24 protein-coding genes and 1 tRNA gene are annotated in these 23,471 nt (G+C 70.7%); 6 read left to right on the top strand and 19 right to left on the bottom strand.

Features of this window, described 5'->3' with window-relative positions; genetic code table 11:
* The first annotated feature begins 4 nt into the window (after positions 1–4).
* The 3 genes from BT341_RS05370 to BT341_RS05380 all read left to right on the top strand — a co-directional run bounded on the left by BT341_RS05370 (position 5) and on the right by BT341_RS05380 (position 2,750).
* The gene (locus BT341_RS05370) at positions 5–817 is read left to right on the top strand and encodes a CPBP family intramembrane glutamic endopeptidase (protein ID WP_072475206.1); all 813 of its coding nucleotides are present in this window, start codon (positions 5–7) and stop codon (positions 815–817) included.
* A 40-nt stretch (positions 818–857) separates the two neighbouring features.
* Complete coding sequence (locus BT341_RS05375; protein ID WP_072475207.1) at positions 858–2,045, top strand: arginine deiminase; 1,188 nt, start codon at positions 858–860, stop codon at positions 2,043–2,045.
* Between the two features lie 150 nt (positions 2,046–2,195).
* Entirely contained in the window at positions 2,196–2,750 is a 555-nt protein-coding gene (locus tag BT341_RS05380; RefSeq protein ID WP_072475208.1) for a ferritin, read from the top strand.
* 61 nt (positions 2,751–2,811) lie between these two features.
* Here the strand turns inward: BT341_RS05380 and BT341_RS05385 are convergent, their stop codons facing one another.
* The 4 genes from BT341_RS05385 to BT341_RS05400 all read right to left on the bottom strand — a co-directional run bounded on the left by BT341_RS05385 (position 2,812) and on the right by BT341_RS05400 (position 6,093).
* Positions 2,812–3,636: a hypothetical protein gene (locus BT341_RS05385; protein ID WP_072475209.1), complete on the bottom strand. Its 825-nt coding sequence runs from the start codon at positions 3,634–3,636 to the stop codon at positions 2,812–2,814.
* On the bottom strand, positions 3,633–4,145 hold the full coding sequence (locus BT341_RS05390) for a SigE family RNA polymerase sigma factor (protein WP_084742763.1): 513 nt from the start codon (positions 4,143–4,145) through the stop codon (positions 3,633–3,635). The genes BT341_RS05385 and BT341_RS05390 overlap by 4 nt, the downstream gene beginning before the upstream one ends.
* A gap of 177 nt (positions 4,146–4,322) precedes the next feature.
* Positions 4,323–4,676 carry a DUF952 domain-containing protein gene (locus tag BT341_RS05395; protein WP_072475211.1) on the bottom strand — a complete coding sequence of 118 codons (354 nt, stop codon included), beginning with the start codon at positions 4,674–4,676 and terminating at the stop codon, positions 4,323–4,325.
* A gap of 535 nt (positions 4,677–5,211) precedes the next feature.
* The gene (locus BT341_RS05400) at positions 5,212–6,093 is read right to left on the bottom strand and encodes a DUF5926 family protein (protein WP_072475212.1); all 882 of its coding nucleotides are present in this window, start codon (positions 6,091–6,093) and stop codon (positions 5,212–5,214) included.
* A gap of 53 nt (positions 6,094–6,146) precedes the next feature.
* Here BT341_RS05400 and BT341_RS05405 point away from each other — a divergent pair, with 53 nt between their 5' ends.
* Positions 6,147–7,313, top strand: coding sequence for a cytochrome P450 (locus BT341_RS05405; RefSeq protein ID WP_072475213.1), 1,167 nt, complete (start codon positions 6,147–6,149; stop codon positions 7,311–7,313).
* 425 nt (positions 7,314–7,738) lie between these two features.
* Here the strand turns inward: BT341_RS05405 and mca are convergent, their stop codons facing one another.
* Both mca and BT341_RS05415 read right to left on the bottom strand, forming a co-directional pair.
* Positions 7,739–8,584 carry a mycothiol conjugate amidase Mca gene (mca, locus tag BT341_RS05410; RefSeq protein WP_072475214.1) on the bottom strand — a complete coding sequence of 282 codons (846 nt, stop codon included), beginning with the start codon at positions 8,582–8,584 and terminating at the stop codon, positions 7,739–7,741.
* Positions 8,581–9,930 (bottom strand): DHA2 family efflux MFS transporter permease subunit, encoded by a 1,350-nt coding sequence (locus tag BT341_RS05415; protein WP_084742764.1) that lies wholly within the window; start codon positions 9,928–9,930, stop codon positions 8,581–8,583. Before BT341_RS05415 ends, mca begins: the two co-directional genes overlap by 4 nt.
* A 94-nt stretch (positions 9,931–10,024) precedes the next feature.
* On the opposite strand from BT341_RS05415, the gene BT341_RS05420 reads away from it, so the two are divergent.
* A complete protein-coding gene (locus BT341_RS05420) occupies positions 10,025–10,615 on the top strand; it encodes a TetR/AcrR family transcriptional regulator (RefSeq protein ID WP_072475215.1) in 591 nt (196 codons plus the stop codon).
* Here the strand turns inward: BT341_RS05420 and BT341_RS05425 are convergent.
* From BT341_RS05425 to BT341_RS05480, 12 genes are all read right to left on the bottom strand, one after another.
* Complete coding sequence (locus tag BT341_RS05425) at positions 10,612–11,628, bottom strand: DUF4328 domain-containing protein (protein ID WP_072475216.1); 1,017 nt, start codon at positions 11,626–11,628, stop codon at positions 10,612–10,614. The two genes, BT341_RS05420 and BT341_RS05425, sit on opposite strands and share 4 nt — an antisense overlap.
* 2 nt (positions 11,629–11,630) lie before the next feature.
* Positions 11,631–11,990 carry a rhodanese-like domain-containing protein gene (locus BT341_RS05430; protein ID WP_072475217.1) on the bottom strand — a complete coding sequence of 120 codons (360 nt, stop codon included), beginning with the start codon at positions 11,988–11,990 and terminating at the stop codon, positions 11,631–11,633.
* A 51-nt stretch (positions 11,991–12,041) separates the two neighbouring features.
* Positions 12,042–13,670 carry a solute symporter family protein gene (locus BT341_RS05435; RefSeq protein WP_072475218.1) on the bottom strand — a complete coding sequence of 543 codons (1,629 nt, stop codon included), beginning with the start codon at positions 13,668–13,670 and terminating at the stop codon, positions 12,042–12,044.
* Positions 13,667–14,017: a DUF485 domain-containing protein gene (locus BT341_RS05440; protein ID WP_072475219.1), complete on the bottom strand. Its 351-nt coding sequence runs from the start codon at positions 14,015–14,017 to the stop codon at positions 13,667–13,669. The genes BT341_RS05435 and BT341_RS05440 overlap by 4 nt, the downstream gene beginning before the upstream one ends.
* Before the next feature lie 115 nt (positions 14,018–14,132).
* A complete protein-coding gene (locus BT341_RS05445) occupies positions 14,133–15,923 on the bottom strand; it encodes a sodium/solute symporter (protein WP_072475220.1) in 1,791 nt (596 codons plus the stop codon).
* A gap of 31 nt (positions 15,924–15,954) precedes the next feature.
* Positions 15,955–16,485, bottom strand: coding sequence for a hypothetical protein (locus BT341_RS05450; protein WP_072475221.1), 531 nt, complete (start codon positions 16,483–16,485; stop codon positions 15,955–15,957).
* Positions 16,486–16,498: 13 nt separating this feature from the next.
* Positions 16,499–17,332, bottom strand: a complete 834-nt coding sequence (locus BT341_RS05455; protein ID WP_072475222.1) for a LytR/AlgR family response regulator transcription factor — start codon at positions 17,330–17,332, stop codon at positions 16,499–16,501.
* Positions 17,333–17,418: 86 nt separating this feature from the next.
* Positions 17,419–18,264, bottom strand: coding sequence for a S49 family peptidase (locus BT341_RS05460; RefSeq protein WP_072475223.1), 846 nt, complete (start codon positions 18,262–18,264; stop codon positions 17,419–17,421).
* A 19-nt stretch (positions 18,265–18,283) separates the two neighbouring features.
* Positions 18,284–19,600, bottom strand: coding sequence for a histidine kinase (locus BT341_RS05465; protein WP_072475224.1), 1,317 nt, complete (start codon positions 19,598–19,600; stop codon positions 18,284–18,286).
* A 99-nt stretch (positions 19,601–19,699) separates the two neighbouring features.
* Positions 19,700–20,560 (bottom strand): Fpg/Nei family DNA glycosylase, encoded by an 861-nt coding sequence (locus BT341_RS05470; protein WP_072475225.1) that lies wholly within the window; start codon positions 20,558–20,560, stop codon positions 19,700–19,702.
* A gap of 39 nt (positions 20,561–20,599) precedes the next feature.
* Entirely contained in the window at positions 20,600–21,040 is a 441-nt protein-coding gene (locus tag BT341_RS05475; protein WP_072475226.1) for a DUF983 domain-containing protein, read from the bottom strand.
* Between the two features lie 103 nt (positions 21,041–21,143).
* Entirely contained in the window at positions 21,144–22,661 is a 1,518-nt protein-coding gene (locus BT341_RS05480; RefSeq protein ID WP_072475227.1) for a sigma-70 family RNA polymerase sigma factor, read from the bottom strand.
* A 189-nt stretch (positions 22,662–22,850) separates the two neighbouring features.
* Here BT341_RS05480 and BT341_RS05485 point away from each other — a divergent pair.
* A tRNA-Gly gene (locus BT341_RS05485) sits at positions 22,851–22,923 on the top strand.
* Between the two features lie 133 nt (positions 22,924–23,056).
* Here BT341_RS05485 and BT341_RS05490 read toward each other — a convergent pair.
* Positions 23,057–23,458, bottom strand: coding sequence for an immunity 7 family protein (locus BT341_RS05490; protein WP_072475228.1), 402 nt, complete (start codon positions 23,456–23,458; stop codon positions 23,057–23,059).
* Positions 23,459–23,471 lie beyond the last annotated feature (13 nt).

Below are 23,471 nucleotides of genomic sequence, written 5' to 3' on the forward strand. Positions count from 1 at the left end.
GCTCATGACGTTCACCGCGCGATCGTGGCTGGCCCCGGCCCGGCCCGAGTTCCCCGGCGCGATCGAGGACCCGGCCGAGCGCCGGGCCGTCAAGCTGGAGCTGCTGATCGTCTTCGGCATCACGCTCGGGCTGTCCGGCGTGCGCAGCCTGCTGTCCCTTGTGGACTCGCTGCTGCAGCCGACGCCGCTGGCCCAGCAGCAGGTCCAGCTCAACGTGCCGCAGGCGGCGGCGAGCCTGATCGACCTGCTCAAGCAGCTGCTGTCGGCCGCCCAGCTCGTCGGCTGGGGCGCGCTGGGCCTGTACCTGCTGTGGCGGGCGGGCATCAAGATCGCGCGGATCGGCCTGGACCGCCGGACCCCGGGCCGCGACGCGCTGCTGACGCTCGGGCTCGCCGCGCTGATCGGGATTCCGGGCCTCGCCCTGTACTTCGTCTCCTACGACCTCGGGTTCAGCCTGGCGGTGCAACCGTCCACTTTGAACGACACGTGGTGGCGGCCGATCTCGCTGACGCTCTCGGCGTTCGGCAACGCGTTCGCCGAAGAGGTCCTGGTCGTCGGCTACCTGCTGACGCGGCTGCGCCAGCTCGGCGTCCGGGAGAACACCGCCGTGTTCGGCGCCGCGGTGCTGCGCGGGTCGTACCACCTGTACCAGGGCTTCGGCGGGTTCATCGGGAACTTCGTCATGGGGCTCGTGTTCGGGCGGCTGTGGCAGAAGACCAACCGGCTGTGGCCGCTGGTCGCCGCACACACGCTGTTCGACTTCGTCTCTTTCGTCGGGTACGCGTTGCTCAAGGGTCACGTTTCGTGGTTGCCCTGAGTACGCTCACTGGGTGATCGACGAAACGACACCTCCCCGGGTGGACAGCGAAGTCGGACCCCTGCGCGCGGTGCTGCTGCACCGGCCCGGCAACGAGCTCAAAAGGCTGACGCCCCGCAACAACGACCAGCTCCTGTTCGACTCGATCCCGTGGGTCGACCGGGCCCAGGCCGAGCACGACGCGTTCGCCGACGTGCTGCGCGGCCGCGGCGTCGAGGTCCTGCTGCTGGCCGACGCGCTCCGGACGGCACTCGCGGACGACCGGGCGCACGCGGCGGGCGTGCACGCGGCGGTCGACGACCGGCGTCTCGGCGGCGACCTCGCCGACTCGCTGCGTTCGCACCTGTCCGGCGTCGACGCGGCGGCCCTCGCCGAGGTGCTGATGGCCGGGATGACGTTCGAGGAGCTGCCGTCGTCGGAAGGCGCGTCGCTGGTGCGGATGATGAACCACCCGCACGATTTCGCCGTCGACCCGCTGCCGAACCTGCTGTTCACGCGCGACTCGTCGGTGTGGATCGCCGACCGGGTGGCGATTTCGTCGCTGACCATGCCGGCGCGCCGCCGGGAAACCGCCGTGCTGGACCTGATCTACGCCTACCACCCGCAATTCCGCCACGCCGCCCGCGCGTACGGCGCCCATTCCGCGCCGATCGAGGGCGGTGACGTGATGCTGCTGGCGCCGGGCGTGCTCGCCATCGGCGTCGGCGAGCGGACGACGGCAGCCGGCGCCGAGTCCCTCGCCCGGTCGGTGTTCGCCGACGGCATCGCGCACACCGTGCTGGCGGTGCCGATCGAGCAGTCCCGCGCGACCATGCACCTGGACACGGTGTGCACGATGGTCGACGTCGACGCCGTGGTGATGTACCCGCTCGCCCGCGACTCGCTGACGGCGTTCACGCTGCGCCCGACCGGCGACGGCGGCGTCAAGGTCGCCGGTCCGGCGCCGTTCCTGGTGGCCGCGGCCGAGGCGATGGAGATCGACCGGCTGCGCGTCATCGACACGGGCCTCGATCCGGTGACGGCCGAACGAGAGCAGTGGGACGACGGCAACAACACGCTCGCACTGGCGCCCGGCGTGGTCGTCGGCTACGAGCGCAACGTCGAGACGAACGAGCGGCTGGAGGCGGCAGGCATCGAGGTGCTGCCGATCGCCGGGTCGGAGCTGGGGTCCGGGCGCGGCGGCCCGCGATGCATGTCCTGCCCGGTGCGTCGCGATCCCCTGCCGTAAATGAAGTAAGCCTTCCCTAAAATTGACACGCCGTTTTAGGGAAGGCTTACTTAAATAAGGTTCGTCTTCTTTAGGAATGGTAACCCTAATCGGGGGTCCATCACCACCCCGAAGTGGCAATCCGGCGAATCTTGATCTATTCTGATCTGCATGGCCCTCACCAAGAAGAAAGAACCGCGCTCGAAGTTCTTCGAACTGCTGCAGGCGCAGATCCACAACGAGTTCAACGCGTCCCAGCAGTACATCGCGCTCGCGGTCTGGTTCGACGCCGAGGACCTGCCGCAGCTGGCGAAGCACTTCTACAAGCAGTCCGTCGAGGAGCGCAACCACGCGATGGCGCTCGTGCAGTACATGCTCGACCGCGACCACCACGTCGAAATCCCCGGCACGGGTGAAGTGCGCAACGACTTCTCCAGCGTCACCGAGCTGATCGAGCTCGCGCTCGAGCAGGAGAAGGAAGTCGCCGCCGACATCTCCGCGATGGTCAAGGCCGCGCGTGCCGAAGAGGACTACATCAGCGAGCAGTTCACGCAGTGGTTCCTCAAGGAGCAGGTCGAAGAGATCTCGCAGATGAACACGCTGCTGAACGTCGTCAAGCGCGCGAACGGCAACCTGTTCGAGGTCGAGAACCACCTCTACCGCGAGTCGGTCGGCGACGGCGGCCGCGACTCCGGCATGCCGCCCGTGGCCGGCGGCGCGCTCTGACCTACCGGAAACCCGGGCTCTCCCCCTGTGGACAGCCCGGGTTTCCGCATGCGGCCGGGGTTCAGCCGGCGCAGTCCTGGTTGACGCTCGCGAGGCTGATCTGCACGACCCCGGAGCCGTCGAGCCGGAAGTGGTATGCGGCGGCGGAGGTGACTGGCGCGACGACACCGCCGGTTTCGTCCTTCGCGGCGGGGTAGGCGGCGAGCACCTGTTCCTTGGTGGCGCCCGCGCCGATGCCCTCGGCGGTGTGCGCCGCCTGTTCCGGCGTGACGACGGTGAGGCCGGCCGCCTTCGAGACCACCACGGTCGCGCTTGACGGCACCCCACCCCCCTGTGCCTTGTAGACGGTGCAGCTCGCGCTCGCCTGCGGGTCACTGAGGGTGACACCCTGCGCGGCGATCTGGGTCTCGGTCATGCCGAGCTTGAGGGCGCCGAAGCCGTCCGGGCCGAGCTGCGGCCCGCTCAGCACGGTCGGGGGCTTCGACGACGGCCGTTCCGACGGCGGGCGCGACGCCCGGGACGTCGGCGTGGGCGCAGGCACCGAAGCCTCGATGTCGTGGGTGCCGGTCGGTTCCGGGATCGACGGCTGGGGCTGCCGCCCGGCCGTGAGGTTCTCGGGTGGCTTGACGCTGAGCGACGACCCGCCGGCGGACATGACCGCGGTGCCGTCCTCGGTGTGGAGGTTGAGCAGGGTGAGGCCGCCCGAGACGGCCACCACAGCCGCCGCGACCCCGGCGGCGGCGAGCACACCCTGACGGCGGCGGCGGCGCCGTCGCGCGCCGGCGACGATGACCGCCCCGGCGTTCGGCGGTGGCGGCAAGTCGAGCCGCTCGTCGGCGAACAGCGCGCGCAGGCGCTGCTCCAGCTCGTCCTCGGAGATGTTCAACCCGCGTCACTCCCTTCGCCTTCGATGCCGGCCGCCGTGAGTTTCATCCGCAGCGACGCGATCGCCTTGCTGGCCTGGCTCTTCACGGTGCCCTGCGTGACACCGAGGGCCGCGGCGATTTCCGCTTCCGACAGACCCTCGTAGTAACGCAGCACCATCACGGCCCGTTGTCTCGGCGGCAGGGTTCGTAACGCGCGCCACAGCGGCTCGTGCTCGAACGGGTCATCCGGCACGTGCGGACTGGTGTCCGGCAGGTCGGCGACGAGGTTCTCCCGCCGCGTCCGCCGCCACCGGCTGACGTGCGCGTTCGCCATCGACCGGCGCACGTAGGCCAGCGGGTCACCCGTCTTTTCGTGCACGTAGGCCCAGCGCGACCCGATCTTTTCCAGCACGGTCTGGACGAGATCCGCCGCGTCGTGCGGGTTGCCGGTGAGCGCGTGGCCGTACCGCAGCAGCCCGGGCAGGGTGGCCTGCACGAAGTCGCCGAAGTCGGCCAGCTCACCTGGCAACGTGGCGGCCCTCCCTCGGCCTGCGCTGGTCACCCAGGTATCTCCCCCGGTGAAGACGGGTGCCGCAGCGGTCACCGTATCGCCTCCCATCGGGATCGAGCCGCTTTCCTCCCCAACACGCATCACAGCCCCCTCAGGTTGCCCGCGTTCCCCGTTCGTGTTCGCCGGCGGTCCACGTCAGCGCCGCGCGAGCGCGTCGGGCAGCCGGAAGCCACCACCGGCGGACTCGGTGAAGTCGTGCACGCCGACAACGGCAGCGCGCGGAACAGGGCCGTAGACGTGCGGAAACCACACACCGGCCGGATGCGGCGGCACGCCGTCCTCCCAGCGGACGGGAGCCCCGACTTTCGCGGGATCGATCTCGAGCAGCACCAGGTCGGTGCGGCCCCGGTAGAGCGCGTTGGCAGGCAGGTGTGCCGTGCCGAAATCGGAGCAGTGGACGAACCCGACATCGTCGAGCGAAGCCGGCCGGTACTCGCCGACTTCGTCCACCTCGGCCCAGTCGGCCGCCCCGCAGATGTGAAGTATCACGCGGAGAATCGTCCCACCGCCACGAACGGGCGGCGCTGTCTCGTGCGCCACATAATGCCTGGTTGAACGCTCATCGAGCGCTTCCCGCCCACCGGGACGGCGGGTGGTTCGGGACTGCAGAGATCGACCGCTGGCGGCCGGTGAAGGTGACTGGCGGCCGAGCGCCGGCGGGCGCCGGTGGGCGGTGCTTTGCGGCCGGTGGCTGGATCGGCCGGCAGCCGGTCGGCTGGCAACCTCGGCCCGCGGCCGGCCTGGAGTGGCGGCACGGGGCAACCGGTCGGAGGGGCCGAGCCCGCCGCTGGTCTCGGCGCCGGTCAGCACCGGGCGATGGCTCACCTCGGTCCGGCCCGGCAACCGGTCGGCGAGTCCGAGACCGCCGGTCTCGGCGCCGGTCAGCCCACGCCTGTCCCAGCAGGCGTCGGCAGTCAATCTCCGCGCCGGGCGGCCCAGGCCGGTCCTGGCGGTCGGCCCGCGGCCGGTTGGCCAGGCGACTTCGGCGCGTGCCCGGGCCCCGGTTCGCGGCGAGTGCCCACGGTCAGCGCAGGGTGAGCTGGCGGCCGATCAGGCCGTCGCGGGCGCGGCGCTCCGCTGCGTTCAGGGGCTCTGCGTCCAGGGACTTGAGGGCCGCGTCGAGGCGGGTTCCCAGGGCTTCCTTGGCCTCGGCCCACTCGCGGGCGTGGGCCTCGGGGTCGAGGTCCCACACCGGGACCAGCAGGCCGTGCGCGCGGAACGAGCCGGCGTAGCGCGAGCCCTCGCCCAAGCCCAGCTCGCCGGCCGCGGACAGGCGGGCCAGTGCCTGCAGCAGCAGGTTCTCCGGCTCCGGGCGGACCCAGCGCAGGTGCGCCTTTTCGCCCGCGAGGACCCAGTACGCGCCCGAGCCGAGGCGCTCGGTCGGCATGATCGCCGCGTTCGCGCGCTCGAGGGACACTGCCACGTCGCCCGTCGCGTCCGCGTCCTCCGGGAGCCACCAGCCGAAGTCCTGGTGGAGCGTGACGTCCAGCTCGGCTTCCGGGACCAGCAGGTCCTGCAGGCGGGCGTGCTCGTCGGCCGCCGGCGGGGTGGTTGTGTCCGGTACTCCGAGGACGTCACCCTCCTTGGCGTCCAGCAGCCACTTCAGCGAGCGGCCGAGGTCGCGGCTGATGTCGGAGGAGCGGGTCTGCACCTGGAGGCCGAGGTAACGCTCGCCGTCCGAGCGGACGAACGCCGCCGCGGCCATCGGCAGCACGGTGCCGAGCGTGACGTCGCCGCCGTCGGCGAGGGTCAGCTTGGCCGTCGCGGACGGCACGAACTCGCGCAGCGCGATCAGCTCAGGCTCCGCCGCCAGCCCCTCGAACGGCTGGCCGACGAAGACGTCGCGCACCTTCGGCTTGCGGTCCGACGCCTGCTTGGGACCCTTCTTGCGCGCGCCCTTGCCCACTGCTGCCTCCTCTGGCTCGGCCTGTGACGCTATCGAAGGGTTACTCTCGCGACGTGTTCGACCCCCGCGATCCCGCGTTCCTGGAAGACCCGTACCCGGCGTTCGCCGCGCTCCGCGCGGAAGGCGACGTCCATTTCCACGAAGGGCTCGGCTTGGCCGTCGCCGTGTCGCACGCCGCGTCTTCGGCGGTGCTGCGCCACCGCGGGCTCGGCCGGATCTGGCAGGACGCCCAGCCGCTCGAGCGCTTCGCGTCGTTCAACCTGCTGCACCGCAACTCGCTGCTGGAGAACGAGCCACCGGCGCACACCCGGCTACGACGGCTGATCGCGGGCGCGTTCGGCCGCGGGCACGTCCAGCGGCTGCGCCCGATGGTCGCGACGCTCGCCGACGGGATGGTCGACGACCTCGCGGCCGCCATCGCCGCCGACGGCAGCGCGGACCTGCTGGAGCACCTCGCCCAGCCGCTGCCGGTCGCGGTGATCGCCGAGCTGCTGGGCGTGCCGATTAGCGACGGCCCGCGGATGGTGCAGCTGTCGAACACCATCGTGAAGATGTACGAGTACGGCCTTTCCGAGGAGGGCCGCGACGCCGCCGAGCAGGCGTCCGCCGAGTTCGTGGCGTACGTCCGCGAGGTGGCGGCTGCCCGGGCCGCGTCCCCGGGCGACGACATCATCAGCGACCTCCTGCGCAGCGAGCTGACACCGGACGAGCTGGTCGCGACCGCGGTGCTGCTGCTGATGGCCGGCCACGAGGCGACGGTGAACGTGCTCGGCAACGGCATCACGGCCCTGCTCACCCACCGCGACCAGTGGGAACGGCTGCTGGCGTCTCCTTCCTTGCTGGACTCCTGTGTCGAAGAGCTGATCCGGTTCGACGCGCCGCTGCAGCTCTTCGAGCGGACAGCGACCGAGGACGTGTCGATCTGTGGTTATGTCGTTTCGCGGGGCCAGAAGATCGGCGCGCTGCTGGGAGCGGCGGCTCGCGACCCGAAGGTGTTCGACGACCCCGACCGGCTCGACATCGGCCGGACGCCGAACGCGCACCTCGGGTTCGGACTCGGGATTCACTACTGCGTCGGTGCTCCCCTCGCTCGGGTGGAGATCGCGGCGGCTTTGCGTGCGCTGGCCGAGAAGCTGCCGGGGTTGCGGCTCGCCGAGCCCCCGCAGCGGCGGCCGGAGTTCGTGATCCGGGGACTGCGGGAGCTTCGGGTCACGACCTGACCAGCCCGCTGCTGGGCCGACCTTGCGAGCTTCGAGACCGGACTCGCACGGCCCGGCGCACCCACGGCCCATCCCGCACGATGGCGGCCAGGACTTGTGATCCCGAGGCTGCGGGAACTTCGCGTGACCACCTCACTCCGGACCGGCCCGCTGCTGGACGGATCTTGCGCGGTTGGAGGCGTGACCCGCACGGCCCGGCGCGCCCACGGCCCATCCCGCACGATGGCGGCCAAGGCTTGTGATCCCGAGCTGCGGGAGCTTCGCGTGACCACCTGACCTCCGGATCGGCCCGCTGCTCGGCCGACTTGCGAGCCTCGAGACGGGGCTCGCGAGCTGGCGTACCCACGGCCGACCCGACCGGGCTGCGGGAGCTTCGGGTCACGACCTGAGCCGGGTCCGGCGGACCTTGCGTGATGGGACGCGGGTCATGGGGTCAGGCCCGCGAAGAGGTCGGTTTCGAGTTCCGGGCCTGGGGTCGGGTGGGCCAGGTGGTAGTCCTCGTGAGGCCAGATCTTTCGTTCGATCTCGCGGGGGTGGGCGAAGAACGGGTGGGCTGGGTCGATCTGGGTCGCGTGGGCCCGGAGGGCTCGGTCGCGGGTGGCGAAGTGGGCCTCGCAGCGGATCTGGGTGGTGATCGGCAGGATGTCTTCGGCCGGGAGTTCGTCCAGGATCTCGCCCATGGCTGACTCCAGGCCTGCGGCCAGTGTCGCCTCGTGGATCGCTTCGAACCATGCCCGGCTGAGCGCCACCTGGTAGTAGAGCTTCCGGGCTTGCCACGGTGCGCCCGTGCCCGGGTAGCGAGCGGGGTCCGCGGCCGCGGCGAAGGCTTCCACCGTGACCTCGTGGGTGCGGATGTGGTCCGGGTGCGGGTAGCCGCCCGTTTCGTCGTACGTGATCACCACGTGGGGACGGAACTCGCGGATCAGTGCCACCAGCGGGGCTGCCGCTTCGGACAGCGGCAGAGCGGCGAAGCACCCTTCGGGCAGGGGCTCGCCCTCGGCCGGCAGCCCCGAGTCGACCATTCCCAGGAAGCGCTGGCTGACGCCCAGGATCTCCGCGGCCGCCGCCATTTCACGGCGGCGGATCGCCGGGAGGTTCGCGCGGGTTTCCGGGGTGTCGAGCGCCGGGTTGAGGATGTCGCCGCGCTCGCCGCCGGTGCAGGTGGCGACCAGGACGTCGACGCCTTCCTCGGCGTAGCGGGCCAGCGTCGCCGCGCCCTTGCTGGACTCGTCGTCCGGGTGGGCATGGACGCTCAGAAGGCGGAAGGTCACCGGGGACTCCTCGTCGGGAAGAAGGCTGCGGGAATCAGGGTCAGCGCCGACAGCGCCAGTGCCCACGTGAACGCCACCCCGAAGGCCGCCGGAGCCGCCGAGGACGTCAGTGCGCTGTGGAGGATCGCGGCCAGCAGGGCCGTGCCGAGCGAGCCGCCGATCCGGTTGATCACGTTGAACGCGCTCGCCGCTCGCGGGATGCGGGACCGCTCCAACGAGCCGTACAACGTGGTCATCCCCGGCGTGGTCGCCGCGCCGAGGCCGGCTCCGCGGACCAGAAGGGACAGTGTCAGCAGAACTCCGCCGGGTGCCGAGCCGAGCTGGGTGAACGCCACCGTGCCGAGCAAGGACAGGACGATACCGGCCAGCATCATCCGGCGGGGACCGAAACGGGCCAGGAGCCGGCCGCCGGCCAGCATGACCGCCGCCGAGCCGAGGGCCTGCGGGGCCAGCAGCAGCCCCGCCGTCAACGCGCTCGCCTGCTCGACCTGCTGGTAGTACAGCGGCAGCAGCAGCATCGAGCTGTAGAGCGACGCGCCCAGCAAGAACGTGCTCGCACTGGCCACCGTGAACGCCTTGGCACGGAACAGCTTCAGGTCCAGCACCGCGGACGGCGTCCGGGACGCGTGGACCCCGTACGCCACCAGCAAGACGGCTCCGGTGATTCCGACGACGGCAACGCCCTCCGCCAGCCCGTAGACGAACGCGGCCAGCCCCGGCGAAAGCAGCAGAATCCCGCGGACGTCGAGCGGCGTCCGGTTGCCCTCCGGCGGCGAGGCCGGAAGCAGCCGCCGCGCGGAGACGAACGTCGCCACGCCCAGCGGGACGATGCCGAAGAACATCCACCGCCAGCCGAAGTCCGCCACCAGCGCACCGCCGAGCATCGGGCCGAGCACCGGGGCCACTGTGGCCGGCAGCGTGATCACGCCGATCATGCGGCCCAGCGCCGGGCCCGCTTCCTGCGCGAACACCGCCTGGCCGACCGGCTGCATCAGCCCGCCGCCGAGGCCGTGCAGCACCCGGAACACGATCAGGGCCGGCGCCGACCACGCGAACCCGCACAGCAGCGTGCCCGCCGTGAAGATCGCCACCGCCGCGAGCCACACCGCGCGGCCGCCGAAGCGGTCGGTCAGCCAGCCCGACAGCGGGATCGCCGCCGACGCCGCCAGCAGGTACGCACTGGCCACCCACTGCACCGTCGGCAACGGACTGCCGAGGTCGCGGGCGATCGAGTCGATCCCGACGGTCACGATCGTCGCGTCGAGGATCGACAGCACCGCGCCCATGATCAGGACACCGCCGAGCCGCCACAACGCCGCGTCCGGACGGGCCATCGGCGTAGTCATGTCTCCCCCAGAAGATTAGGTCGAACCTCAGATTAGGTCCGACCCACCGAATAGGTCAAGCACATTTTTGGGTCGAACCCAGTAGGGTGGCAGCATGAGCGAGGGACTCCGGGCCCAGAAGAAGCACGAGACCAGGAAGACCATCTCGAACGTCGCGACGAAGCTCTTCATCCGGAACGGCTTCGACGACGTGACGATCGCGGACATCGCCGCCGAGGCGCGGGTCGCCAAGATGACCGTGACGAACCACTTCCCGCGCAAGGAGGACCTCGTCTTCGACATCCGCGCGGACTTCACCGCCTGGCCGGCCGCGCTGATCCGCGACAGCGTCTTCCACGACACCCGGGAGCTGTACTTCGAAGCGCTGGGCGCCGAGCAGGCGCTGGTCGGCTTCTCCGGCCCCGGGTTCGTGCGGATGATCAAGGAGAGCGCGGTACTGACGAACGCGCTGCACGAGATGCACCGCGAGCGCGAGGAAGCCCTCACCGACCTGCTGCTCCGGCGTCACCCGGAGGAGGGTCTCGGGCCGGTGCTCGCCGCCGCGCACCTGACGACCCTGCTGCGCGTGCTCTTCCAGGAGGTCTTCGACCGGACTCTCGAAGACGAAAAGGGCATCGCCGACGCCGTGTGGCCGATGGCGGAACTGGCCTTCGACCAGCTGGAACCGGCCTTCGGCAGGTACTAGCGCGCCGCGCCGGCCGGTCGCGAAGGACGCAGCTCGGGCTCCGGGGCGCCCGCCACCTTGAGCACGCGCATCGAGCGCACGGCCCGGGCGTCCGACGGCGCCAGCAACGCCGAGAACCGCCGCACGACCAGGGCGGTCACCACGGCCAGCACGGCCGCCGACAGGTCGGTCAGCGCCACCAGCACGACGCTGTCGGCCATCGACTGCACGTCGTCGCGGAAGCGCCAGGCGATCGTCACGCCGAGCAGGATCCAGTTCAGCAGCCAGGCACCCCACCACACGAGCACCTGGCGCGACGGCTTCGGCCGGATGTCACGCGGGCGGCCCAGCACCGCGTGCTCCAGCTCGCTGACGATCGACAGCGCCATCGGCAGGTTCACCACCGGCACGAGGATGCCGACCAGCACCTGCCACACCGGCCGTGGCGGGTCGTCGCCCGAGACGTCCGCGGCCGCCTGACGCGCGACCAAGAGCCACCAGATCGCCAGCCCGGCGGGCAGCAGCGCGAGGATCGACGCCAGCAGGCCCGCGGTGAGCACGAAGCCGTCGGAGAACGCCACGACCGAGCGGTTCAGCGCGGCCTCGCGTCCTTCGACGAGCAGCACGTACCGCCAGATCTCCGCGCCGGCGGCGACCGCCGCGAGCACGGCGAAGCCGAAGAGGATGCCGATCAAGCTGCGGCTGAGCACCGGCAGCCGGTCGATCGGGCGGATCTCGTCCGACGCCGTGCCGGGCACCGACGTCGGACGGCGCCAGACCAGGTTCGGGAAGCCCCACCGGGGCGGCACCGGGTACGACGGCGGCCCGAGGTACCGCTCGGGCGGCGCCACCCGGCGGTGCGGCCACGCGCCCGGCGGCGGGGTCGCCACCCAGCGCAGCTTCGGCCGGTACACCGGACGGCGCTGGTACGGGTACGGCTCGGGCTGGGCCGCCAGGTTCCGGCCCTGCAGCTGCTGCGCCGTGGGCGGCGGATTCTGGCGCGGCCAGTACCCAGGAGGCGGACCCGGCTGCAACGCTAGATCACTTCGGGTTCGATGCCGGGGTGCTCGCCGACCATCGGCCGGCCTTCGCGCTGCCACGCGCCCATGCCGCCGGCGACGTTGACGGCGTCCCAGCCGCTCTGGTTGAGCCACGCCGTCGCGCGCGCCGACCGGCCGCCGCTGCGGCAGATCACGTGGATCGGCTGGTCGTCGGGCAGGTCGGCCAGCTCGCCGACGCGGGCGGGCAGCTCTCCCATCGGGATGTGCACCGCGCCGGGCGCGTGCCCAGCGGCCCACTCGTCGTCTTCGCGGACGTCGAGCAGGACGAGACCGTCCTTGGGCAGGTCGCGGACCTCAGCGGTCGGCAGTTCAGCAGGGCTCACCACGATCTCCATGCTGCCATGCGGGGGCGTTGCCCGCGCGTGAGGTCACGCCCCCGCGAAGGGTCAGTGCGTAACGGCTTTCTCGGCACCCGCGCCGGTCAGCGCGCGCACCTCCATCTCGGCGTACTTCGCGGCGTTGCGCTCCTTCGACAGGATGGTGCCGAGCCAGCCGAGCAGGAACGCGACCGGGATCGAGACCAGACCCGGGTTGTCGAGCGGGAACCAGTGGAAGTCGACGCCCTGGATCATCGACGCGCTCTTGCCCGTCTTGGCGTCCACGGGCTTGCCCGAGACCGCCGGCGAGAAGACGATCAGCACGATCGTGACGACCAGCCCGCCGTAGATCGACCAGAGCGCGCCCTGGGTGTTGAACCGCTTCCAGAACAGCGAATACAGGATCGTCGGCAGGTTCGCCGACGCCGCCACCGCGAAGGCCAGCGCCACCAGGAACGCCACGTTCTGGCTCTTCGCCAGGATGCCGCCGGCGATGGCCAGCGCGCCGATCACCAGCGCCGTGATCCGGGCGACCCGGACCTCGCCGCCCGTCGAGATCTGGCCCTTCTTGATCACGCTCGCGTAGACGTCGTGCGCGAAGGACGCGGACGCCGTGATCGTCAGGCCCGCGACCACCGCGAGGATCGTCGCGAACGCGACCGCGGAGATGAACCCGAGCAGCACCGGGCCGCCGAGTTCGAGGGCCAGCAGCGGCGCCGCCGCGTTCGTCGTGCCCGGGGCCTTGGCGATCTTCTCCGGTCCGACGAGCGCGCCCGCGCCGTACCCGAGCACCAACGTGAACAGGTAGAACACGCCGATCAGCACGATCGCCCAGACCACCGAGCGACGCGCGTCGCGAGCCGTCGGCACGGTGTAGAAGCGCATCAGGACGTGCGGCAGGCCCGCGGTGCCGAGGACCAGCGCGACGCCCAGCGAGAGGAAGTCGAGCTTGGTCGTGCCCGTCTTGCCGTACTGCTTGCCCGGGTCGAGCAGCGCCGCGCCGCCCTTGCCGCCCTTGTCGACGGCCGCCTGGAACAGGCTGGACAGGTTGAAGCCGTACTTGCCGAGCACCCACAGCGTCATCGCGAACGCGCCGACGATCAGCAGCGCCGCCTTGATGATCTGCACCCACGTGGTGCCCTTCATCCCGCCGATCAGCACGTAAAGGATCATGATCACGCCGACGACGGCGATCACGACGTCCTGACCCGCCTCGCCGGAAATGCCGAGCAGCAGGTTGACCAGGCCGCCGGCGCCCGCCATTTGCGCCAGCAGGTAGAAGAACGACACGGCCAGCGTCGAAATCGCCGCGGCGGCGCGGACCGGCGTCTGCTTCATGCGGAACGCCAGCACATCGCCCATCGTGAACTTGCCGGTGTTGCGCAGCAGTTCCGCGACCAGCAGCAATGCCACGAGCCACGCGACGAGGAAGCCGATCGAATAGAGAAAACCGTCGTAGCCGTTGACGGCGATCGCGCCCGCGATACCCAGGAACGACGCCGCCGAAAGGTAGTCACCGGAAATCGCGATGCCGTTCTGCGGGCCGGTGAACGCGCGGCCGGCGGCGTAGTAGTCCGACGCGGTCTTCGTGTTGCGGCTGGCCCGGAACACGATCACCAGCGTGATCGCGACGAAGACCAGGAAGATGATGATGTTGAGGGTGGAGTTGCTGCCCTCCACGCCCGCGGCGAGGTTCATCGGCCGGCTTCCCCTTCGATCCGGGCACGGATGCCGTCGGCGACCGGGTCGAGCTTCCGGTTGGCGTAGCGCACGTAGACACCCGTGATGACGAACGTGGAGACGAACTGCAGCAGGCCGAAGACCAGGCCGACGGTGATGTTGCCGAACAGCTTGGTGCTCATGAAGCCGTGCGCGTAGTCCGCGAGCAGCACGTAGAGCAGGTACCACAGCAGGAACAGCGCGGTCATCGGGAACACGAACACCCGCAGCCGGCGGCGCAGGCCGGTGAATTCGGGACTTTGCTGGATCGTCTCCCAGTCGGTTTGCGGCTCCGCGCCACCGACGCCCGGTTCGGTGCTGCTCACGGCGGATCTCCACCTTCCGTTCTCGTACTGGTAGAAACCAACGGAACGTATGGAGTCGACCGTGTAGTCGGTAAGCCCTCGATCGGGTATTAATTTCTTACTGAGTGTCAACGCGCTACTTGCGATGCCGTCCCCGGCCGGCGACCCGCGTCTTCTCCTCGGCCTGGCCGAACCGCGCGACGGCCCGGTCCCGCATGAAGCCCAGCGGGTCGGGCGCGTGCAGCCGCAGCATGATGTCGTGGACGTGGTCCGGGCGCCCGTACCCGGTCACCCGGCTGACCAGGTACGTCGTGACGAAGGCGGCCGGCACGGTGATCAGCGCGGGCTGGGTGACGAACCACGGCGCCCAGCCGCCGGTGTAGCCACTCACGACGTTGACCACCAGCGCGGTCAGCACCAGGCCGCCGCCGACGAACATCCCGGCCAGCGCACCCGGCCAGGACAGCTTGCGCCACCAGATGCCCAGCACCAGCAGCGGGCTGAACGTCGACGCGGCGAGCGCGAACGTCAGCCCGATCGACAGCGAAATGTCGTCCGGCCGCAACGCGACCGCCAGCCCGATCGGGAACAGCGCGACCAGCCCGGTCGCCACGCGGAAGTCGCGCACCCGGCCGGGCAGCAGGTCGGTCGACACCACCCCGGCGACGCTCACCAGCAGCCCCGACGTGCTCGACAGGAACGCGGCGAACGCGCCGGCCGCGGTGACCGCGCCGAGGATCTGGCCGCCGACGCCGGGCAGCATCGCCGTGGGCAGCCGCAGGATCGCCGCGTCCGTCTTGCCGGTGACCAGCAGCTCCGGCACGTACATCCGGGACAGCGCGCCCAGCAGCGTCGGGAACAGGTAGAACAGTCCGAGCAGCAGCAGGACGTGCACGGTGGTGCGGCGGGCGGCCTTCCCGTCGGGGTTGGTGTAGAAGCGCACGAGCACGTGCGGCAGGCCCATCGTGCCGAGGAACGTCGCGAACATCAGCGAATACGTCTGCAGCAGGTCGGTGAGGCTGCCGGAGCCGGGGTGCAGCCAGTTGGCGTTGTCCGCGCTCGCGTCGCTGACCACCGGCACCGGCGTGCCGGCCAGGAACTTCAGCTTCGTGCCCTCGGACACCGTGTGCGGGGCCAGCGGGGTCCAGTGCGTCGGCCCGGCCGCCGGGCCGTTGTCGGTGCGGCCGTAGGCCCAGAGGTAGGTGTCGCTCCGGACCTGCAGGGTGACGTCGGTCTGCACGTCCACCGTGGTGTCGCTGGTGAACACCGGCGGCGCGGCCGAACCCAGCGGGCGGAACCCGTCCGGCCCGCCGCCGGCGAAGAAGACCAGGCACAGCACGAACGCGGGCACCGAGATCGCGAACAGCTTGAGCCAGTACTGGAAAGCCTGGACGACGGTGATCGCGCGCATGCCGCCGGCGATCACGTTGAAGGCCACCACGACCATCACCGCGACCGCGCCCGCCCACACCGGCACCGGGAGGATCGTCGCCAGCGCGAGGCCGGCGCCCTGCAGCTGCGGGACCATGTAGAGGATCCCGATGAACACGACGAACGCCGTGGAGAACCGGCGAAGCCCCTTCGAGCCGAGGCGCATCTCGACGAAGTCGGGCAGCGTGTACGCGCCGGAACGCCGCAGCGGGGCCGCGACGAAAAGCATCAGCGCGAGGTAGCCCGCGGTGAAGCCGATCGGGAACCACAGCGCGTCGGCGCCGTCCTTGAGCACGATCCCGGCGATGCCGAGGAACGACGCCGCGGACAGGTACTCACCGGAGATCGCGGCGGCGTTGCGGCGGGACCGCACGGTGCGCCGGGCGACCAGGAAGTCGTGCGTGGTCGTCGCCGAACGCGAGGAGCGGTGACCGAGGAAGAACGTCACCACGGCGACCAGCACGATGCCGGTCACGGCCCACGGGTTCAGCTGCACGGGAGGAATCCTCGCACGACTTGGTGCGGAACTAGTTTTCGATCATGTCCACGAACGCGCGTTCGTTGCGCTCGGCCAGCCGGTTGTACCAGATGCCGACGCCGAACAGGAACGGGAACGGCAGCACGCCGAGGATCAGCCACGCCACCGGGATGCCGACCACGCTCAACCGGGAGAACCCGGGAACCAGGTAGAACAGCACCGGCAGCGAGCCGAACACGACGACGACGAGCAGCGTCAGCAGCAACGCCGTCCGCAGCTGCACCTTCACCAGGTGGTCGCGGACGAGCAGCTTCCCCCAGCTGGTCTGCTCCTCCAGCTCGACGCGGGCGCGCAGGGTACCGGCGCCGCGGCGCGGGTCGGCGAGGATCACCCGCTCCCGCTTGGGTTTCGCGTGGTGCTCCGGCTTGGCCGGCTTCTCCGGTTCCGGCGCCGGCGGCAGCGACTCGACGACGGCCCGGTCCATCGGCTGCGGCAGCGGCCGCTGGCGCGCGCGCCTGCCGAGCGTCGGGTCGGGCTCGCGGACGCCGTTCGCGCGCCGCTCGTAGAAGTCGTCGGTCATGACCGGTCCCGGCTCAGCCGTTCCGGCCCGAACCGACCAGCCGGTCCTTCAGCGCGCGGGTGTGCCGCCTGCTGACCGGCAGCACCTTCTCCTCGTTGCCGATCACGACCTGGTAGCCGCCCTGGCCCATGCGTAGCTCGGTGATCAGCGGCAACGCGACCAGGAACGAGCGGTGGATCCGGACGAACCCGGCCTTCTCCCAGCGTTCTTCCAGCTGGGCCAGCGGGATGCGGACCAGGTGGCTGCCTTCGGTGGTGAACAGCCGCGCGTAGTCGCCCTGCGCCTCCACCCAGCGGACCGAGGAGCGCGGGATCAGCTTGGTGGTGCCGGCCAGCTCGACCGGGATGACCTCGTCGTCGTTCTTCACCGGCTCGCCGCCCATGGCGCCCGGCGGCGGGGCCGCGGCCGCGGCCAGCTTCTCCATCACGCGCGTGATCGCGCGGTCGAGGCGATCCTGCTGGTACGGCTTCAGCACGTAGTCGAGGGCGCCGAGGTCGAAGGCGTTGACCGCCTCTTCGGCGTGCCCGGTGACGAACACCAGCGCGGGCGAGGGCCGGAGCGCGGCGAACACGCGGGACATCTCCATGCCGGACAGGCCGGGCATGTCGATGTCGGCGAACACCGCGTCGACGATCGGCAGGCCGCGGTCCTTGCGCTCGCGCAGCCGCGGGTCGTCGGTGGACAGCAGCCGCAGCGCCTCAGAGGCGTCGATCGCCGGGAACACCTTCGCCACGTACGGGCTGTTACGCAGGCAGTGGACGAGTTCGTCAAGACCGTTCGGCTCGTCGTCCACGGCCAGGACCACGAGCTTCCGGGTGTCATCGTGAGCACTCACAGTGAAACGCATCCTGCCCATTGCCGAGTGCAATGTCCAGCCCCCGTCCGCATCGAGTGAGCCCGCACTGCTGTGCACGGACGCGGGCACGCCGGGGTTCAGAGGCCGAAGCGGGCCCACGCCGCCTTCTGCGTCACCGCGTCCAGCACCGCCGACGCCGCGGCCGGTGCGCCGATGCCGAGGCGCGCGAGCAGCGGCTTCTTCGGCTCGGCCACCGAGATCTCGGCGTCCGGGTAGCGCTCGCCGACGATCTGGCGGAGGCTGCCGAGACCGTCGGCCAGCCCCAGCTCGACCGCCTTCTCGCCGAGCCAGACGTCGCCGGTGAACAGGTCGTCGGAGTCGGCCAGCCGGTCGCCGCGGCGCTCCTTGACCCAGTTCACGAACAGCTCGTGCAGCTGGGTGTGCATCTTCTTCAGCCACTCGACGTCTTCGGGCTTCTCCGGCGAGAACGGGTCGAGGCGCGACTTGTTCTCGCCCGCGGTGTGCAGCCGCCGCTCGATCCCGAAGCGTTCGAGCAGGCCGGTGAAGCCGAAGCCGCCGCTGATCACGCCGATCGAGCCGACCATCGACGTCCGGTGCGCGTAGATCTCGTCGGCCGCGCAGGCCAGCCAGTAACCGCCGGACGCGGCGACGTCCTCGCAGAAGGCCAGCACCGGCACCTGCTTCTCGTCGGCCAGCTGCCGGATCCGCTCCGCGACCAGCCCGGACTGCGTCGGCGCGCCACCGGGCGAGTTGATCAGCAGCGCGACCGCCTTGAGCCGCTCGTGGCCGAACGCCCTGGTCAACGCGGTCTCCACCGCGGCGAGGTTGATCGCGCCCCTGGCCAGCGGCGACGGCGACGGCGTGATCACGCCGTGCAGCTTCACCACGGCCACGACGTCCTTGCGCTCGACCCGGTCGGCGAGCACCGGGATCCGCGAAGCCAGCTTGTCCGTAACGCTCATACTGCCAGGCTAGCCGGATTCACGACATGGGGAGGATGCCGGAGCGCGAGCCGTTGACGCCGTTGACCTCGGCGCCGTTCAGCTGAGCAGGGCCGCCCTGCGCGGGGACGTCGGCTTCGGTGTCGGAGCTGTAGTCCGGCATGTTCGGCCGGACGCCGGGGACGAACTTCGGGACCCGCAGCGTCACCTTCATGCCGGCGCCGGGCGCGGTCTCGACCATCACCGCGTAGTCGCTGCCGAACACCTGCTGCATGCGCTGGTTGATGTTGCCGAGCCCGACGTGCGCGCCGGTGCGGTGGGCGCTCTTGAGCTCGTTGAGCCGTCGCGGGTCCATGCCGATGCCGTCGTCCTCGACGCTGATCAGCGCCTCGGTGCCGTAGTCCTGGGCGATCACCGTGACGCAGCCGCCGCTCGGCTTGCTGGCCAGCCCGTGCTTGACCGCGTTCTCCACCAGCGGCTGGATGATCAGGAACGGCACGACGACGCTGAGCACCTCGGGCGCGATCTTCATCCGCACCTCGAGCCGGCCGCCGAAGCGGGCGTTCTCGATGGTCAGGTAGCGGTCGATGTTCCGCAGCTCCTCGGCGAGCGAGGTGAACATGCCTGACGTCCGGAACGAGTAGCGCGTGAAGTCGGCGAAGTCCTGAAGCAGCTCTCGCGCCTCTTCGGGATCCGTGCGGATCAGCGCGGAGATCGTGTTGAGCGCGTTGTAGACGAAGTGCGGCGAGATCTGCGCGCGCAGTGCCTTGATCTCGGCCTGCTGGAGCTGGTGCTTGGACTCGTCGAGCCGCGCCAGCTCGAACTGGGTGCAGACGAACTGGGCGACGGCGTCGGCCATCTGCACCAGCCGTCCCCGGGTGCGGCCGACGACGATCAGTGCCGCCTCGGTCTCGCCCTCGACCAGCAGCGGCACGATGACGGCGGTCTTCATCCGGCACGTGCCGCGGTGGTTGCAGGGCATCCGGTCGTGCGCGACGACCTCGCGGCGGTGCTTGCGGATGGCCGCGCCGATCGCGTCGACGAGGTCGACGTAGTGCTCGTTCGCCTCGCCGTCCCAGGACAGCAGCGTGCCCTCGCTGTCGGTGATGCCGACGGCCACGCAGTCCAGCATCTGCAGCAGCTGGGTGGTGATCTTGTCGGCGGCGTCCTCGTCGAGACCGGAACGCAGGTTCGGCGCCGCCTTCGACATCCGGTGCACCGCCTGCAGCATGGCGTCCTCCACCACGCTGACCGGGCGGCGCTGTTTCACGAGCAGCACGACCACCACGATGAGGAGCACCACCACGATGCCCCACGGAATGATCTGCGCAAGCGGGAACCCGGACACGGCGTCCATGCTCTGCGCTCGACCAAGCGGGTGCAAGGCCTGATCCCACTTTCTGTCCAACGGTGCTGACCCAGCGTCGAGGCGACCCTACCGAGCGTCCGGGAACGGCTACTTCAGCAGGCGCGACATCCGGCGGTCGGCCAGCGGCTTGCCGCCCGTCTGGCAGGTCGGGCAGTACTGGAACGACTTGTCGGCGAACGATATTTCGCGGATCGTGTCGCCGCAGACCGGGCACGGCAGTCCGGTGCGGGCGTGCACCCGCAGCCCGGAGCGCTTCTCCCCCTTCAGCCGGGCCGCCTTCTGCCCGACCGAGCGCTCGACGGCGTCGGACTCGATCTCCACGATCGCCTCGGCGAGGGTCTCCAGCGCGCCGTCGTCGAGCTTGCCGATCGTCGCGTACGGCGAGAGCTTCGCGCGGTGCATGATCTCGTCGGAGTAGGCGTTGCCGATGCCGGCGATCAGCGACTGGTCGGTGAGCGCCCACTTCAGCCGCGTGTTCTTCCCCGCGAACAGCTCGCGCAGCTGGGCCGCGTCCAGCGAGAGGGCGTCCGGGCCGAGGCGGGCGACGCTCGCGATCTCCTGCGGGTCCTTCACGATCCACACCGCGAGGCCCTTCTTGGTGCCCGCCTCCGTGAGGTCGAAGCCGGGCCCGGTGGCCGACTCGAGGTGCACGCGCAGCGAGATCGGGCCCTTGCCCGGCTTGAGCGGCGCCGCGGCCAGCCCGTCGGACCAGCGCAGCCAGCCCGCCCTGGCCAGGTGGACGACCAGGTGCAGGTCACCGGCGACGACGTCGAGGTGCTTGCCGTACCGGGTCGCCCCGGTGATCTCCCGGCCGTGCAGGTCCGTCCACGGCGGGGTCGCCGTCTTCAGCACACTCAACGATGCGACATCGATGCGGAAGATCGTCTGGCCGACGGCGTTCTCGCGCAGGTGGTGGGCCAGCGCTTCGACCTCGGGTAGCTCGGGCATGTCCCCAGTTTCACCCCTTCGGCCGAATTCCGGTACTCACTACTCGACCGGGTGCAGCGGCCCGTCGAAGTCCGGCAGCGAATGCCGCTGGATGGTCTTGGAGATCTGCTTGACCTCGCCCTGCACGCGGAACATGCCGCGGATGGTGCCGACCCAGCGTTCGGACGGCCGGTCGCCGGTCGCGTCGCCCTCGGTCTCCGCGACCACCGTCCACGGACGGCGCAGGATCCACCGCAGCGGGAAGAACAGCACGATGAGCAGCAGGGCCAGCAGCACCCACGCGGGGATGTTGACCTGGTCCGGCGTCCACACGATGAGGATCACGGCCAGCAGGGCCGTCACCACGACCATCGCGATCCCGGGGCCGTAGCTGCCCGCCACGTCGTGCTCGAAGTCATCGGCCGTCGCCGGTGCGCGCCATTCCATCTGGGCACGGACCACCCAGTCGCGGCCGTCTTCGCCGCGTACCAGCCGGTTCATTCAGTAGCCTCCCGGGCCGCCCGCAGGGTGAGCAGCTCAACGGTACCGTGCGCGGGCTCGTCCGCGCGAGGGAGGAACCGGACATCCCACGCGCGGGAGTTGATCATCGCTGTTCAGGGTCGGTCGGGGCCGGATCCGCCGGTTCGCCCGAACCAGTGACTTCGGAGGTGCTGGTCGGGCACGATTTCCCGGACGTCGGCGTCACGCTCGGCTTCCCCGTCGCCGTGCCGCTCTCGGGCGGCTGCGGCTTGCGCGGCACCGTCGTCGTGGTCACGGTCTGGTCGGGCGGCGACAGCTCCGGCGCGTCGGCGTTCTCGCTGGACTCCGTCATCCTGGTGCTCGTGATGTCCATCCGCGGCGACGTCCCGGGCTGGTCGGTCGCGCTGAACGTCGAGGTCGTCAGGTCGTCGCGGGGGGTCTCTCCGCTCGGGCCGGTGACCACCACGGTGCCGGCGTCCACGGCCGGGACGTCGTGGACCGGCACGCCGGGCACCTCGTTCGCGGCCACCGGCCGGGCTTCGCCGCCACGCGGCCGGACCGGGACGGCTACCCCGGTGCCACGGCCGTTCAGCACACCGAAGCCGATCCGCGGGTCCGCCTGCGGCTGCGGGGGCGGCTGGTGGTGCGACTCCGTCGGCGGCACCACGACGAGCTCGGGCGCGCCGCCGCTCAGCCCGACGTCCTGCGTCGGCGTCGTGCCGAAGAGCACCGGACCGGCCGCGACCCCGACGGCACCCACGGCCGCGGTCGAGGCCAGCGCGAGCCCGATCTTGACCTTCGAGCCGACCAGGACACCCTTGATCGTGGCCCCGAGCCCGGCCAGCGCGCCGCCACCGCTCGCGGCGGCCGGCACCAGCAGGAGCAGCACCCCGGCGTGCGCGCGCAGCGACGAGCAGACGTCGCGCAGCTCGTCCTGGGTCGCGCGGCACGACGCGCAGCCGTGCAAGTGGGCCTTGATCCGCTCGGCCTCGGCGCCGGTGACGCTGCCCGCGGTGAACCCGCCGAGCTTCTCGACGACCGCGCGGCACGAGTCCGGCCCGCGGTTCACCGAGAGGTGGGCCTGCAGGTAGGCCGCACGCAGCCCCTGCCGGGCGCGGCGGGCCAGCGCCGCGGTGGCGTTCGCGCTCAGCCCGAAGTGCGTGGCGACCATGGCGGGCTGCTCGCCCTCGACCTCGGTCTGCCACAGCACGGTCCGCCAGCGCTCGGGCAGGCTGGTGAAAGCGGTCGTGATCAGCGTGTGCTCGGCCGTGCGGGCGTGCGTGTCGGCGCCCGCCCCGGCGCGGAAGTTCAGCTCGTCGTCGGAGACCGGGACGTCCCGGCGGGCACCGTGCCACTCCCAGGAGACCCGGCGGGCGACGGTGAGGAGGTAGGCGCGGACGTAGTCTCTCGGACCGGCGCCGCGGCGAAGGGCCTGCAGCACGCGGAAGAAGGTCTCCGCGGTGATGTCCTCGGCCTCGGACCGGTCGGCGGCCAGGCTCTGCGCGAGCCGGCGGACGGCGGCGGCGTGGAGTTCGAACAGCTCCCCGAAGGCGGCGTCCTCACCGTCGCGAAGCCGTTGCAGCAGTGCCTGCTCGTCGGATTCCGCGGCCGCTGGTGGCGGCACCGTGCCCAGCTCGGTCATCCCGGCCCGGCACCTCCTCCCCGAAGGTCTCCCCATTCGGTCGAATGGGGACACCATACGGAGGGAATCAGCCGTCGTCACCCCTTGTACGCCAGCTGTGACACCGAAGCACCGGTCACAGCGAGGGGGGGACCCCGTCGTCGAAGCGGATCCGGGACGGTATAGAGTGCTCTCCAACAGCAAGACAACGCGGATGTAGCGCAGCTGGTAGCGCATCACCTTGCCAAGGTGAGGGTCGCGGGTTCGAATCCCGTCATCCGCTCAGTGACAGGGGCCGTGTGTCGACGGAAAGCGTCGACCTCGGTCCCTTTGTCATTTCACCCAGGTGCCCGAGCCCCGGAGCCCCCACGGCGCGGCAGCCGGACTTTGCGACGGTGCCGTGAACGAGGCTGTGGCTACAGCTCGTAGACGTCCAGGACCGTCGGGGCCACCGGCGTCAGGTGGGGGTCGTCGCGTTCCGTCACCTGGCCGCGGGCCATCCGGTACACGCGGAAGTCGTTGTCGTGTTCGGTGTCCTGGTCGTCGAACGTGTACAGGAGCCCGTACGAGCCCGGCGCAAGTTCACCCACTCTGGTGAACAGGTCGAGCAGTTCGGGCCCCAGGCGGCCGCCGTGCTTGTCGAAGCCGCCGAAGTGCAGCATCGGCATGCCCGCGCTCCAGCGGAGGTCGACCAGGTCGAAGTCACCCGCGTCGCGGATCGCGCGGTGCACGCGGTCGACCAGGCGCTCCAGGAGCGCCGCGTCGTCGTCGCCACTCGCGGTCGCCTGGATGGTCACCCAGCCGTGATACTCGAACACGCGCAGAACGGTA

This window comes from Amycolatopsis australiensis (assembly GCF_900119165.1).
GTDB lineage: Bacteria > Actinomycetota > Actinomycetes > Mycobacteriales > Pseudonocardiaceae > Amycolatopsis > Amycolatopsis australiensis.